Origin of the sequence: uncultured Psychroserpens sp. (genome assembly GCF_947500255.1) — a bacterium.
In the GTDB taxonomy this organism is placed as follows: Bacteria; Bacteroidota; Bacteroidia; order Flavobacteriales; family Flavobacteriaceae; genus Psychroserpens.
This window is the reverse complement of record NZ_CANMRL010000007.1, coordinates 213,919-227,966: the sequence shown is the minus strand read 5'-3', so window position 1 is coordinate 227,966 and position 14,048 is coordinate 213,919. Positions and strand designations below refer to the sequence as shown.

The window sequence follows — 14,048 nt, the reverse complement described above, 5'->3', positions numbered from 1 at the left end:
ACATAATTAATTTTCACACTATGTCTGTAGCAAAAAAAGATTACAAAAGAATTACAGTGAAGTCTCTTGTTGATATGAAAAAAAACAACGAGAAAATATCCATGCTTACTGCTTACGATTATACCATGGCCAAAATCGTTGATGAGGCTGGCGTTGATGTTATTTTAGTCGGTGATTCGGCAAGTAATGTGATGGCAGGACATGAAACCACTTTACCAATTACTTTAGATCAAATGATTTATCACGCGTCTTCGGTAGTAAGAGCTATTGACAGAGCCTTGGTTGTTGTTGACTTACCATTTGGAAGTTATCAAAGTGATCCTAAAGAAGCTTTACGCTCTGCTATTAGGATTATGAAAGAATCTGGTGGTCATGCAGTGAAAATGGAAGGCGGTAAAGAAGTCAAAGAATCTATTAAACGTATTCTAAATGCTGGTATTCCTGTAATGGGACATTTAGGATTAACTCCTCAATCCATATATAAATTTGGTACTTATACGGTTAGAGCTAAGGAAGAACAAGAAGCAAAGCAACTAAAAGAAGACGCCTTAATGCTAGAAAAAGCAGGTTGCTTTGGAATTGTACTTGAAAAAATTCCTGCAAAACTAGCTCAAGAAGTTGCTGAAAGTGTATCGATACCTGTTATTGGTATTGGTGCTGGTGCTGGAGTTGATGGTCAAGTTTTGGTTTTACATGATATGATTGGTATGACTCATGAGTTTAATCCTCGTTTCTTACGTCGTTATATGAACCTTTACGAAGATATGACAACAGCGATTGGTCAATATGTTGATGACGTAAAAGCAGTTAGCTTTCCAAACGAAAAAGAACAATATTAATTAAGATTTCTAGAATTGTCTAAAGGTAAGATCCTTTCAAATACATTTAATTTACAAGTACTCTACGAAGACAACCACATCATCATCGTAAATAAGCGCGCAGGTGATATTGTACAAGGCGATAAAACTGGTGACAAGCCGCTTAGTGATGTTGTCAAAGATTATATTAAAGACAAATACAATAAGCCAGGCAATGTCTATTTAGGTGTTGTACATCGTCTAGACAGACCAACAACTGGTGTTGTGTTGTTTTCCAAAACGAGTAAGGCTCTACCACGACTCAACAAATTGTTTGCTGAAAAAAAAGCAAATAAAACCTATTGGGCCATCGTAAAGAATCGTCCTAAAGTATCTCAAGACACTCTAATCCATTGGCTCAAAAAAAATCCAAAAAATAATAAATCTACAGCCTATCATAAAGAAATTAAAGACAGTAAAAAAGCCATTCTGCATTATAAACTGATTAAATCCTTAGACAATTATCATGTATTAGAAATTGAATTAGAGACTGGTAGACATCATCAAATTAGGAGCCAGTTGTCAACTATTGGGTCTCCAATAAAAGGAGATTTAAAGTATGGTTTTGATCGTAGTAATAAAGATGCGAGTATTAGTTTACATGCAAGACAACTACGGTTTATTCATCCTGTCTCAAAAGTTGAAATTGATGTTACTGCGCCATTACCAAAAGATGCTATTTGGCAGGCTTGCGAGCATTAATCATTAAATGGATATTTGATTCTAAGTTGAACACCTTCATTAGGTCGTGAAGTGATATCAAAAGTCGCATCAATCAATTCGGCTCTACTTTTCATATTAATAAGTCCTGACCCCTTTTCTGCGGAAGCTACATCAAATCCATTACCATCATCAGAAGCAATTATGGTCAATTGATTGGGTGTGTAACTTAAAACAACTTTTAAGCTATCGGCTTCAGAATATTTGACCGAATTAGAAAAGAACTCTTGAAGAATTCTAAAAATAATAATTTCATGTTTTTTCTCACTGAAATCTCTTTTTGAACCTTTGACTTCCAATTCTGCCGAAGAAAACTTCATACGTTTTAAACGGTTGAGCTCATTGTTAATAGATTCTTCAAAACCCATATTTAGTAGTACATCGTTATTTAAAGATTTGGACAACGCACGCACTTCCTTAAGACTATCCTTAACAATATCTGATGTTTCTTGTACTTTAGACTTAATATCTTCTGGGACTTTTGTGCCTAGCATGTTTAATTGCATACTGGCATAAGCGAGCAACTGACCAACATTATCGTGTAGTTCCCATCCAACATGTTTTAAGGTTTGTTCTTGTATTTCGGTTTGGGTACGAGAAAGTTCTTCATCAAACTCTTGCTGCTGTTTTATTTTATCTAAAAGCAATTTATTTTTTCGCTTCTGAAAGGTTACAAAAAACAATATCACCATTACAGATAGTAATAATAAGGCAAAAATGACATAACTAATTAAAGCAATTTGTTCTTCATTTATTGCTTGCTCTTCTTGAGCGAATACCAAAATCCAAAGGTGTAACATGAATAAGTAAATATGTTTATAATTAACAAAAACGAACTTCTAAACTCAACAAATTTCGTGTTAATTGCATAAAAATATGAGTCAAAGATAAATAATGGTGTAGCGCATAGATACCATAAAAGTAGCGCAACACTTATATAAAATGATGGTAATTTATTGTACACAAGAATATAATCACTTCTTATCAATTCAATAAAATACAAGACCACAAAAAGGCATATTATTATTGAACCTAAAACGTCATCGTATGGTATAGTTCTATAAAAAAACGCATCAGTAAAGGTATAAAAAAACACAGAGAATGCACTGTAGGCTATAACAATAGAGCGTATTAAAATTTTGAAATTTTTATTAGTGAGTAAATTAGAATAAAAGATTCCTAAAAGCCCTATACTCAAAAAACCATAAAGATTATACAACCATCTATTTCTGCAGAATACACTATTTTTCAGGTTTATATACCATTCATAATCATAGTTATTCTGCAGAATATATGAATACCTACCTATTAATTCAACGGCCACAATAAGCCATAAATAATTAACAAATAGTCTGAGCTTCTCATTTTTTGTTTTTCTTAGATAGATTGTCCCTGATATTGCAGCGATTATCTCCAGTGCATAATAGGTAAGAAAATCTAAGTTATTGAGAAGAAATTGCTTCAATCTAATTTTATATTATTGAGGGTAATTTGCTCCAGGTGGTTTACCTTCTCCTCCCATGTCTAATCCATTTCCATCAGGCATATCATCTCCTCCGCCTCCTTGCTTGAGACTGATCATATTACCTTCAGATTTGTCTAAATAGCCTGTTGGTACAAATAAAAATGTGGTATATCCTGGTCGTCCAGTTATAGCTGGAAGTGCTCCTGGATATATTCTTACACCATCCATAGTATATCCTTGCTCTGCCGCTTGTTTTTCTGCAAGCGTTAGATAGTTGCGTAAATCTTCTAAAGAATACCATGATGATCTGTTATCACCGCCTTCAACGCCTCTAAAAACAGTATTATTAATACTGTCATACCTAGAATTATAAGCTTCAGTTAATACTTTAATTTCTTTAGGCGAAATTATACCTTTTGGTGTTGGTGTGTCACTCATACCGTCAACATTTTTAATATTATGAAAGTAAAAATACATGGCAACAGCGCCAATAACAATCCCTAAAATAATTGGTCCTAATTTTTTCATAATTTGGTTAGTTTTGAATTAATTGTATCGTAATGTATTGAAAATCTAAATACAAAACCATTATTTATGTTAAAATTTAGGTTTTTTCTTACTATTTTATACGTTTAAACCGAATCATGTCACCCAAAAACTTTTGAGATAATACATTTATTGAGGCTTCTGTAAGTTGCAAAATTCTTGGATATCCACCTGTTATTTGACAGTCTCTCATTAAGACTATAACCTGCCCAGAAGGTGTTAATTGTATTGTTCCTGGTAACACCAAAGATGTGATGATACCTTCTAAAGAATTATGTAGGGTTTCGTTAAATTGATAAGCCATTCGGTTACTATTCACAGAGATTGTAAACTCTTGATTAACTAACAACTCTTGCAAATGTGTATCAAGTTTTTCATATTCAGGACCAATAGTTACCTCTATACTTTCATTATAAAAATGTGTCTTGTCAACTTTTATTGAAGAGAACATCTTCGAATCCACATAATGTCGCCCTACAATTGGCAGTATATCACCTTTTTTTAATTTTACATCATCAGTAATTCCCTTATACATACTCCTGCTATTCATAACCTTTTTAGTCTGAAAGCCTCCAGCAACGGCTATATAGATTCTGCAGCCATATTCCTTTTTTCCAAAACTTAATATATCATTTACTTTAACCGAAATTTCAATATTGTTTCTAACGGCATTTCCGTTTATAGCAGGCTGCATCTGAGCTCCTGTAATACAAATTGAAGTGTCTGCATGAAATTTTAGTTTAGGTCCGACTATCGTAGATTCGATAACTGCAGCATCACTAGGATTACCTAAGATAGAATTTGCCAATGCATATGAATAGTTATCCATTGCACCTGAAAACGGAACTCCAAACTCTTGGGAACCCACTCTGCCACTATCTTGAACAGTATCTAACAACCCAGCTTTAAGCACTTCAATCATCAACCACCTCACTTTCTAATTGATATGTACCCAAATCTATTTGAGTCAAGATATTTTGATATTCGTTCCTGTCTATTGGAAAAAACTGAATTTTATCACCTGAATTTGCAAAACATGGTCTGTCTTTGCTTAAATCAAAAAACTCTAAAGGTGTATTCCCAATGATATGCCATCCACCAGGACTCGAATTAGGATAGATTCCTGTTTGTTGTCCTCCTATTGCTACTGCTCCTTTTCTAACCTCAAATCTTGGACTCTTTTTCCTCGGAACATGTAAGCGTTTATCCAATCCGCCCAAGTATAAAAAGCCTGGTAAAAAGCCAATAAAAAAAACCGTATAATCAGCTTTAGAATGCAAAGAAACAATGTCAGTTTTTGAGCACTTTTTTTCTTCGGAAATTTCATCTAAATCCAATCCAAATTCATCATCATAGCACACAGGAATCTTCCATCGTCTTGTGATGTGCTTAGTTTTACTATTTCTACTGAAATAGAGTCTTTTTAAGATCGATATTTCATCATAGATTTTATCAATAGTGAAATTATAAATAACTAAAATCGAGCTATATGCGTTATTTACCTGAAGTATAGATTTAATATTTGAATTTTCTATATGATCTTTAAATATTAAGACATCGTTAAGGATGTTTAGAGCTATTTCGGCAGGCCATTCTATCAAAATAGAGCGCTCAGAAAATGGTTTATATTTAAGTTCAAAATCCATAACTCCCATTAAGTAATTTCGATATTATTTTGCTTCAATCTATGAATCAAATACTCTAAGTTTTGGACTACATTTTTCCCGTCTCCATGCACGCAAAACGTATCTGCTTTTAAGGCTACTTCTACTCCATTTATAACTGTCACTTTTTCGTCTAAAACAATCTGACTAACTTGCTGAAACATGACTTCCGCATCATGGATTAATGCATTTTCTTTGCGCCTTGACACTAAAGTCAAGTCTTGGTTATAATTTCTATCAGCAAAAGCTTCAAACTTGACTTGCAATCCTACTTGAGAAGCGATTTCTGCAATAACCGATTTATAAGGCGCATATAAAATCAAGCTCTTATCAATATCTCTAATCACATTAACAACGACCTTCGCTACTTCTTTGTTTGCTGAAACCCTATTATACAATGCGCCATGTGGTTTAACATGATGCAAACTAAGCTGTTTTTTGTCTAGGATTCTTTTTAAGCTCTTTATTTGATCATATAGAGTGTTATAGAGTGCTTCATCAGACATGTTCATTTCCTTTCGGCCAAAGTTATCTCTATCTGGAAATGAAGGGTGTGCTCCAATTTTGACTTTAAATTTTCGAGCCAAATCAGCAACAAAACTCATTGTAGCCTTATCTCCTGCATGACCACCACAAGCAATATTACATGAAGAAATTAAAGGCATAAGTAAATCTTCATTACCAATACCTTCGCCCAAATCACAATTGATATCTACTAGAATCATTACAATAGATTAAACACTTTTAGAATACTCTTTACACCTAAGAACAACGCTATTCCGAAAATAATGATTCCGAGACCATTTTGCAGAACCGAATTCTTATGCTTACCAAGAATCGATGATTTATTCATGATCCAAATTAAAAAGCCAGCAATAATAGGCAGTAATAAGCCATTAGCCACTTGAGCGAACTTTATAATTTCTATGGATTTAAACCCTACAGATGAAAATAACACACCTAAACCTAGAATAAACATCCAAACCGCTCTAAAACGAACAGATTTCATATCTGACTTCCATCCTAAACATCCAGAAGCAACATAAGCTGCTGCCAAAGGCGCCGTAATGGCACTAGTAATACCAGCGGCAAATAAACCAATCGATAAAAAATAGGATGCAAAATCGCCAAACAAAGGTTCTAAACCTTTAGCAAGATCTACTGCTCCATTAACTTCATACGTTTTTATTGCTGCAGCTGAAATAATAATACTCATCGAAACTATTCCTCCCAGAACAACAGCAATAATGGTATCTTTTCGAGCAAATTTTAGGTCGGATTCTTTTTTCCATTTTTCTTTTACCAAAGCCGCATGAAGAAATAAATTATAAGGAACCACTGTTGTTCCTACCAATGCAATGACTGTCAATACACTTTCTCCTGAAAACTTTGGTATAAATAACCCTCTAAATATCTCAGTTATGTTAGGCTTTGTAACTATCGCAGTAATTAAAAAGGCTAAACTCATTAAAATCACTAAAGTGATTAATGCTTTCTCTAAAACTTTATAATTTCCTATAAACAGTAACACAAAAGCAATAACGCCAATTATCACGCTGTATACAGCACTCGAATTAAATGATGAGCTTCCAAATAATGCTTCTAGACCTAATACACTACCGCTTATATTCCCTGCTTCATATGCGGCATTCCCAACAACTATTGCCGACAAAATTAAAATGATAGCCAAAGTCCTAAACAACGGGTTTTTAATTTCAGTTCTAATCACTTCCGACAACCCTTTTTGGGATACAATACCTAAACGTGCCGACATTTCCTGTAAAACAATTGTTGCAAAAATTGACAATAGCATTGCCCAAAGCAGTGAAAATCCAAAATTGACACCAGCAAGTGTGCAAACGGTCACCGTTCCTGGCCCAATAAAAGCTGCAGCAACCAGAGGCCCTGGACCAATATTTTTAAACCAACTCTTAATCACGATCTACAGAATTTAAAGCATAAATCGCAAAACTCCCTAGCCAGTGTCCGCCTTCATAGCTATCACCAACAATACTTGGCAACGAATAATTAATGTGCTGATTGGCTATGTTTTTAAGATGATTGTATTCTGGTAAATCGCGAGCAATTTCATTTAAACTCCATGCTCTTGAAAAATTCACACCATCTAAGTGTACTAGTTTTCCATCTGTTCTATCGCTTACTTTTCCAGTTTCAATACTGAAAGTATTATCTTTTAATTGTGGAAGAAATGAGTTAGCCCAAGTTTTAAAATCTTCTGTTGGCAATACACGTTTCATTAAAGCTGCTTCTTCAAGACAAGGTGACAAAAAATCAAAACCACTTGGCTCCCAAGATAGCGGACAATCAGCATCATTACTATAGAAATCTTTTGCGCGTTGCTCGATTATAGACTTTAAAGGTTCATGTCCAACGGTTTTAGCATAATCGTATGCAAATGAGAGTCCGAAAGCCGTATTAGGATGTTCACCTACGCGAATTGGATAATTCAGTTTGGGCAAGAATTCTAGATATTTGTTCACAATTAAATCGGTTAGCGGTTGTAGATTAGCTTCCAATGCTCTTGCGATAGGATCATCCCATGTATGCAACTCTTCAGCCAATTTTAAAAGCCAAGCCCAACCATAGGTGCGCTCATATGTTCCATTATATTTTCCGAAGAAATATGCTACCTCAGCTTTGATATTTGCCTCAGACATATTGTCAAGCAACATTTTTTTTGATTGCTCAGCAGACTCTAACTCAGGAAATTGTTTTAATAAGCTCACGAGACTCCAATGACCATGAACAGCCGAATGCCAATCAAAGCATCCATAAAAGGCTGGATGTAAATCTTGAGGTGATTGCAAATCGGCATCACTCCCAATTGTTTGATTGAGTTTATTTGGATATTCGGTTTGAATACAATGAATAGGCAATTGTGCTAAGCGATTGGCTTGCTCTAAATCAATTGTTGGAACCTGTGCTTGTTCAATTTTTGGTTTTACTTCAGAGGTTTCAGTAGTATTTTTTTCCGAAGTATTACAACTAAAAAAGCATAACAGCAGAACGAATAGCAAACTATAAGATTTCATTTAAAAAGGTATGGGTTAGTCAAGTAAAAATACAATTAAAATGTTCGTTTTATTAACTTTTAAAAACTATACCTATGAATTTTATGAATAGTGCTTATATTTACTTGTAAATTGAAATCATATTTTTAATTAGCTATTAAACATCTGAACAATGTCTACAGAGCCAAAAAGACAAAAGAAATGGATTAAGACCTTAAAAATTCTAGCAGCTTACCTTGTTGCCGCTTGGACCTTTTTACAATTTGTAGATTGGGTTTTAAATCGATATAATATTTCTCCTCATTGGGTTGATGTTTTACTTTGGTTATTTATTGGCATCATTCCTTCTCTTGCTATTTATCTGTATCACCAAGAACGCATTAATAAACGCATATTAAAGCTTCGCGAGAAAATACTCTTCCCTTTAAATATAGTTATCCTATGCATCGTCGTCTATTTTGGCTTTGGAAATAGTGACTTAGGTGCAACCACCAAGGAAATAAAATATACAAATGAAAGCGGACAAACAGAAAGCAAAACAATCACAAAAGAAGAGTTTAGAATAGGTATTCCGATTTTTGCATTTGAAAATTTGACCAATGATGACTCTCAAGAATGGTTACGTTATGGTATTGGCAGACTACTATATCAAGATCTGACGCAAAACAAAAGTTTGAGTCCAGATTTCGCTGACATCTCAAATACAACATCCAAGATTAAAGAGGCCAGTTTGTTCTATGACTTTTATGTAGATGGTACGTTTAATAAAATAGGTGATGATTATGAAATTAAAACATTCATAAAAAAATCTACCAATGGAAAAACCTTAAAAGAGCAAACATTTAAAGGACCAAATTTACTTGTGCTACTTGACGACATTAGCGTATTTATAACCAACCAGTCTGGTTTTGTAGAATCCAATACACTCAAGTATTTGGATTTTCCAATTAACGAATTTATGAGTAATTCTATGGAGGCTCTAAAAGAATTTATCCATGGAAATTATGACAAAGCCACATCTATAGACAATCGGTTTGCAATGGCTTATTTAGAAGACGCCAAACGTGCATTGCGTTTTAATCGTGGGAAATTAGAAACTCAAGATATTGCAGACAAAGCTTTCGCTCACAGAAACAAACTACCACTACAACGACAACTAGAAGTCAATATACAGCGTAATCTCGCTTATGAAAATTATGATTTAGCCGAAGAACAGGTAAAGCTTCAACTTGAAGTCGACCCAAACAACGACTTCTATAATCAGGTGCTATACGCCATTTATGGCGAAACACGTCAAACCAATAAATATTTAGAAACTACAGAACGCCTATTTACAAACGAACCAAATCCTGATAACGGTATTAACCTTGCTGTAGCATCAATGGTAAGAGGTGATGATGACCGACTGATCGCTGAGATTAAAAAATATGAAATTATTAATCCTTCGTTAAGCATATTTAAATTGCAACCTTTATTATTTAAAGGGAAGTTCACAGAGGCTAAAAACCTATTAAAGGACATTAAAACACTTCATCCAGGCTATGAAAACCGATGGCAAGTTTATGACACTGCTATTGCCTACCTAATAAAAAACAAGCTAGACACAGAACTCTATAAAGATTTTGTTGGTCGTTATCGCTATGATTACAATGAACAAACGCTCGATCTATGGATTGAAAATGACAGAATTATAAGATATGTCAAAAACCAGAGTATGGCGCCTTTACTTCTTGCTGGACCAAAATCTATTGTTGGTGGATTTATAAACAGTAGAACATGGCGATATGATTTAGTTTACAATAGTTCAGGGAAAGTAATTGCTATGAAAAATGCACAACATGATTATAAAAACTCTGTTTCCACTTGGTATTGGAAAGAAGACCAAAGTATACTCGATGCACACAGTGCTTTTGATGAAGGTAATTTAGAGGACGCCGAGAAGTTATATGAAATCGCGGTAAAAGAAAATCCAGAACACGCTTATCTCAAAAACATAGTTAAACATTTACAATACAGAAAAGCAATGACTCCCGATTCGTTACAGCTTCAGAACAAACATTTTGAAGGCAGTTATGGTCCACGCAAGTTTTGGGTTGAAAATGGAAAGTTTTATTATAAACGTAAGGAAGAGAATGTGAACTTGCCAAAGGTAGAGCTCCTACCAATTTCGGAGAATACCTATATGAACAATACAAAATTAGGAACGTTGATGACCTTTGAAACGACTGACGAAGGTAGGCTTGCGTCTGTACCCTATTCATTTAATACCGAGACCATGACATGGGATCGACTGGCTGATGAGACTAACAATTATTATGTAAAGGATAAGGATTAACTAACTCAGTCAATCTTCTCTATCTATTTGCCATATTTAATGACTAAGAAAATATGAACTCTTAAATCTGTAAACAGGAACAAAATGTCCTGATTACGGGAACATAGACCCAAAAACGCGTATATTTATCTCCATATAACGAGTTACCTGCAAGCTAAACAAACTATGTTCCAAGATTCAATAACACTGAAAAACCGACATCTGAAATTCATAAAAACTGTATCTGAAACGGAGATAGTTTACGGTTTGAAAAGTAAAAGTGGATTCGCCACATCTAGTTCAACTCAATATGAGGACGACGATGGAAATCCAATTGGAATGATATGCTTTTGGTCAGAAAAGGTAAGAGCTAAATCTTGTGCTAAAGACGAATGGAAAAAATATGAAGTGACTGAAATTTCACTATCTGAATTTATGGAAAACTGGTGTATTGGAATGGCAAATGACGAACTACTAATCGGAACTCAATTTGACCAAAATCTATTTGGATACGAAACTGAACCATTGGAATTGATTATAGAGTTAATTAATGAATTAAAATCAATCGGAAAAGAATTGAACTTTAGAAAGTTTAATGGAATTGTAGACTTGGAAAAACAAGTCAAAAAAGTAACTGAATGAAAAAAGTGGAACAAAAGATAGAAACACCTTTTAATGAGAAATTCTGCACTAAATTAGAGTTCAGGATTTGTAATGAATTAGAAAAATCGACTGACCCAGAATTAAAAGGGTTTTGGTGTGATGGAATTTCCTGGTTTCCAACTGAAAATCAGCTGACTAAAAAACACGTTAATGACAAGCGAAAGATAGAAACTAAAGCGTGGCTTGGAAAAACTGGACAAACAGAATTTAAAGCGATAATTAATTTCGGACAAAAAGCATTGAGCAAATATGCCAAAGAAATGGATTTAACAGAGTGCATTCCTGATTTGGAATCTCAAGCTGAATGGATTGAAATTGATATTGAGAGTAAAACAATAAAAATTGAACTGAATTAAAAAGCCAGCAGGTAACAACGTGTATAATTCATGCTTTACTCCTACTTCAATGAAAATTTGATATATTTAACTATCTGATTTGCTACATCTGAAAATCCTGTGGATTCTCAGCCGCACAAATCATACATAAGCACGTTAGCAAACATTTGATGAAACAATCCCAAATCATATTTATTCTATTTTTTTTATGCATAATCGCGTGCAAAAAGACATCGGAAAAAATTGTCGAAAAAGCAGATGTGAATAAAACGAAAACTGACACTACAAAGCGTTATCAAAGGATTACAATACAACAAGGTAATGAAAATGAATTGACAGCTGAATTCGAGGCTTATGTAACTAAGGAACATGACACATTTTGGAATACTTCGAAATATTATAAAAATGGAGTGATTGATAGTTCTAGAAGTAGTTTTTTTACTTACAAAATTGATAGACAAAAAGAAACAGACTCAATATTTAAAGGCGAAATTAAATTTTTCTCACCTGCTGACAGTATTCCTGATTCAAGGATAGACTCAAGAAATGTGACCTTCGTGTATTTACAAAAAGAAAAAGATTCTGTGTACGTAAAAGAAATTTATACTGATAAAAATACGATTGAATTTGAGTATAAAAACTATGAAAACTATAGCTTTGAAGGGCACATTATGGATTTACGGTTTATCAAAATGGATTCACTACCAGATGAATTGCTTTTAAACAGGAACTATTTCACAATTGATACCAAAGCTTGGACTGATAATATATTTGTAGACCTATTAAAAGAATAACGGAATATAAAAACGATTTGCTAACAACGTCTATAATCAATTGTTTGATTATAACTTACTCGGAAAATCCTGCGGATTTCCCTAACGGTTCGTTCCCTTTTATTATCTTAGACCTAGCCAACGCAACAACTATTAAAGCTAGTAGATTTTTGTTCGGCATTTTGAAAAAATGACGTTAACAAAAACGAACTAGGGAAAATAATCACCGAAGGTAAACCATACACGAACACGTTGGCAACAAGATGACAAACAGAATCGTAATGAATAATAATTTGAATATAATAATCTTATCTCTACTCGTTGTAAGTTTATTTTTTAGTTGTAAAACTGAAAATAAAAAGTCATCTGAATCAAAAAAAGGCTTTTACTCTATTAAAGCTGTTGGAAAGAAAAAAGACGCATCCTATACATTTTGCGGAGCTGTTGGTACAGAAGTAAACTATTCTTATCGGATTGGCACTTGGACATTTAAAACCAAAGACAATATTAAAATTGCGGAAGGGGAATATGACACGGTTATTAAAGTAAGTGATAGTACAAGTGGTAGTGGTTGCGAATTTACATACGTAGAAAATACTACTGATCCAGAAAAATGGAGATTTTGGAATAAAGATGGACAAATAATTGAACCAACAAATAGGCTAATTAATTTAATTGAATCTAATCAAGAAGAGCATAGTTTTTACTTGGAATAAACCCAGTTGCCAACAACGTGTATAACTAATTGCTAGTTCCGCTTGCACTCGCAAAACTCAACGGATTTTCATCTGGTTCGTTTTCTTTTACTAAATTAGTTCTAACCAACGTAACTATCCATAAACAAACACGTTAGCTGCACTATTCAAAAACCAACAACTGAATAAAATGATAAAAATTACTACTTTAATCACCTTTCTTTTAATGTCAAATAACATTTTATCTCAAACGCCTAAAAAATCCGGATCCGTTTCTGTAAATGGAAAAAATCTGTATTACGAAGTTTATGGAAAAGGGAAACCTTTACTTTTATTACATGGTTATACACAATCCTCTAAATCATGGAAACCTTATGTAAAAGAGTATACAAAAGAGCATGAAGTATATTTAATTGATTTAACAGGACATGGGAAATCAGAGCCATTTAAGGAGGATTTATCTATAAAATCTGTTGCCCAAGACCTTAACTCCTTAATTCAATATTTGCAATTGGAAAAAATCAAAGCCATTGGATTTAGTTTTGGTGGAGATGTGCTTTATCAACTAGCTTTAATCAATCCATCTCTAATAGAATCTATGATAACTATAGGTGCAGTTGGAACATGGACAATCAATGATTTTCCTGAATATTTAAAAGCTTTTACTTTTGAAAACCGAAATGATTTTCCTTGGCTAAAGATATCACACGATGGAGATGAGCACATAAAAGCAATGATGAATCAGTTTAAAAATTATACTATCAAAGTAAGTGATGAAGAGTTACAAAGCATAAAACCTGAGGTATTAATCATGATAGGTGATAATGATGAAGGTATGGATTTAGAAGAAGTGGTTCGCGTTAGGAAAAATCTACCCAAATCTGACCTTTGGATATTACCAAATGTAGCACATGGAGCTCACGAAGGTGAAACCAAAGATGAATTTATAATAAAATCAAAAACTTTTTTGTCAAAAAAATAATA

Annotated in this window: 15 protein-coding genes; 8 read left to right on the top strand and 7 right to left on the bottom strand. The window is 33.7% G+C overall.

The window, feature by feature from the left end; translation table 11 throughout:
- Positions 1-20: 20 nt before the first annotated feature.
- Both panB and Q0783_RS17530 read left to right on the top strand, forming a co-directional pair.
- Complete coding sequence (gene panB, locus Q0783_RS17535) at positions 21-839, top strand: 3-methyl-2-oxobutanoate hydroxymethyltransferase (protein WP_298897322.1); 819 nt, start codon at positions 21-23, stop codon at positions 837-839.
- 15 nt (positions 840-854) lie between these two features.
- On the top strand, positions 855-1,559 hold the full coding sequence (locus tag Q0783_RS17530; RefSeq protein WP_298897320.1) for an RluA family pseudouridine synthase: 705 nt from the start codon (positions 855-857) through the stop codon (positions 1,557-1,559).
- On the opposite strand, the gene Q0783_RS17525 is transcribed toward Q0783_RS17530, so the two are convergent.
- The 7 genes from Q0783_RS17525 to Q0783_RS17495 all read right to left on the bottom strand — a co-directional run bounded on the left by Q0783_RS17525 (position 1,556) and on the right by Q0783_RS17495 (position 8,305).
- Positions 1,556-2,377: a histidine kinase gene (locus Q0783_RS17525; protein ID WP_298897317.1), complete on the bottom strand. Its 822-nt coding sequence runs from the start codon at positions 2,375-2,377 to the stop codon at positions 1,556-1,558. The genes Q0783_RS17530 and Q0783_RS17525 overlap by 4 nt on opposite strands.
- 677 nt (positions 2,378-3,054) lie before the next feature.
- Positions 3,055-3,570 carry a hypothetical protein gene (locus Q0783_RS17520; RefSeq protein WP_298897315.1) on the bottom strand — a complete coding sequence of 172 codons (516 nt, stop codon included), beginning with the start codon at positions 3,568-3,570 and terminating at the stop codon, positions 3,055-3,057.
- A gap of 91 nt (positions 3,571-3,661) precedes the next feature.
- The gene (locus Q0783_RS17515; protein WP_298897313.1) at positions 3,662-4,510 is read right to left on the bottom strand and encodes a biotin-dependent carboxyltransferase family protein; all 849 of its coding nucleotides are present in this window, start codon (positions 4,508-4,510) and stop codon (positions 3,662-3,664) included.
- Positions 4,503-5,234 carry a 5-oxoprolinase subunit PxpB gene (gene pxpB, locus Q0783_RS17510; RefSeq protein ID WP_298897311.1) on the bottom strand — a complete coding sequence of 244 codons (732 nt, stop codon included), beginning with the start codon at positions 5,232-5,234 and terminating at the stop codon, positions 4,503-4,505. Before pxpB ends, Q0783_RS17515 begins: the two co-directional genes overlap by 8 nt.
- A gap of 8 nt (positions 5,235-5,242) precedes the next feature.
- On the bottom strand, positions 5,243-5,977 hold the full coding sequence (gene pxpA / locus Q0783_RS17505; protein ID WP_298897309.1) for a 5-oxoprolinase subunit PxpA: 735 nt from the start codon (positions 5,975-5,977) through the stop codon (positions 5,243-5,245).
- A complete protein-coding gene (locus Q0783_RS17500) occupies positions 5,977-7,191 on the bottom strand; it encodes an Nramp family divalent metal transporter (RefSeq protein ID WP_298897307.1) in 1,215 nt (404 codons plus the stop codon). Before Q0783_RS17500 ends, pxpA begins: the two co-directional genes overlap by 1 nt.
- A complete protein-coding gene (locus Q0783_RS17495) occupies positions 7,184-8,305 on the bottom strand; it encodes a DUF2891 domain-containing protein (RefSeq protein WP_298897305.1) in 1,122 nt (373 codons plus the stop codon). Before Q0783_RS17495 ends, Q0783_RS17500 begins: the two co-directional genes overlap by 8 nt.
- 151 nt (positions 8,306-8,456) lie before the next feature.
- On the opposite strand from Q0783_RS17495, the gene Q0783_RS17490 reads away from it, so the two are divergent.
- The 6 genes from Q0783_RS17490 (at position 8,457) to Q0783_RS17465 (ending at position 14,046) form a co-directional block, all read left to right on the top strand.
- Positions 8,457-10,619 (top strand): hypothetical protein, encoded by a 2,163-nt coding sequence (locus Q0783_RS17490; RefSeq protein ID WP_298897303.1) that lies wholly within the window; start codon positions 8,457-8,459, stop codon positions 10,617-10,619.
- Between the two features lie 165 nt (positions 10,620-10,784).
- Positions 10,785-11,240 (top strand): DUF2750 domain-containing protein, encoded by a 456-nt coding sequence (locus Q0783_RS17485; RefSeq protein ID WP_298897301.1) that lies wholly within the window; start codon positions 10,785-10,787, stop codon positions 11,238-11,240.
- Positions 11,237-11,617 (top strand): hypothetical protein, encoded by a 381-nt coding sequence (locus Q0783_RS17480; protein ID WP_298897299.1) that lies wholly within the window; start codon positions 11,237-11,239, stop codon positions 11,615-11,617. The genes Q0783_RS17485 and Q0783_RS17480 overlap by 4 nt, the downstream gene beginning before the upstream one ends.
- 239 nt (positions 11,618-11,856) lie before the next feature.
- Positions 11,857-12,390, top strand: coding sequence for a hypothetical protein (locus Q0783_RS17475; RefSeq protein ID WP_298897297.1), 534 nt, complete (start codon positions 11,857-11,859; stop codon positions 12,388-12,390).
- Positions 12,391-12,650: 260 nt separating this feature from the next.
- Positions 12,651-13,085: a hypothetical protein gene (locus Q0783_RS17470; protein WP_298897295.1), complete on the top strand. Its 435-nt coding sequence runs from the start codon at positions 12,651-12,653 to the stop codon at positions 13,083-13,085.
- Between the two features lie 169 nt (positions 13,086-13,254).
- On the top strand, positions 13,255-14,046 hold the full coding sequence (locus Q0783_RS17465) for an alpha/beta hydrolase (protein ID WP_298897293.1): 792 nt from the start codon (positions 13,255-13,257) through the stop codon (positions 14,044-14,046).
- The last annotated feature ends 2 nt before the right edge of the window (positions 14,047-14,048 follow it).

Bases quoted from the DNA above. Each gene is read 5' to 3' on its own strand.
- Q0783_RS17480 (WP_298897299.1), top strand. From the start codon at position 11,237: ATGAAAAAAGTGGAACAAAAGATAGAAACACCTTTTAATGAGAAATTC.
- Q0783_RS17515 (WP_298897313.1), bottom strand. From the start codon at position 4,510: ATGATTGAAGTGCTTAAAGCTGGGTTGTTAGATACTGTTCAAGATAGT.
- Q0783_RS17465 (WP_298897293.1), top strand. From the start codon at position 13,255: ATGATAAAAATTACTACTTTAATCACCTTTCTTTTAATGTCAAATAAC.
- panB (WP_298897322.1), top strand. From the start codon at position 21: ATGTCTGTAGCAAAAAAAGATTACAAAAGAATTACAGTGAAGTCTCTT.
- Q0783_RS17525 (WP_298897317.1), bottom strand. From the start codon at position 2,377: ATGTTACACCTTTGGATTTTGGTATTCGCTCAAGAAGAGCAAGCAATA.
- Q0783_RS17520 (WP_298897315.1), bottom strand. From the start codon at position 3,570: ATGAAAAAATTAGGACCAATTATTTTAGGGATTGTTATTGGCGCTGTT.
- Q0783_RS17485 (WP_298897301.1), top strand. From the start codon at position 10,785: ATGTTCCAAGATTCAATAACACTGAAAAACCGACATCTGAAATTCATA.
- pxpA (WP_298897309.1), bottom strand. From the start codon at position 5,977: ATGATTCTAGTAGATATCAATTGTGATTTGGGCGAAGGTATTGGTAAT.
- Q0783_RS17470 (WP_298897295.1), top strand. From the start codon at position 12,651: ATGAATAATAATTTGAATATAATAATCTTATCTCTACTCGTTGTAAGT.
- Q0783_RS17490 (WP_298897303.1), top strand. From the start codon at position 8,457: ATGTCTACAGAGCCAAAAAGACAAAAGAAATGGATTAAGACCTTAAAA.
- pxpB (WP_298897311.1), bottom strand. From the start codon at position 5,234: ATGGATTTTGAACTTAAATATAAACCATTTTCTGAGCGCTCTATTTTG.
- Q0783_RS17495 (WP_298897305.1), bottom strand. From the start codon at position 8,305: ATGAAATCTTATAGTTTGCTATTCGTTCTGCTGTTATGCTTTTTTAGT.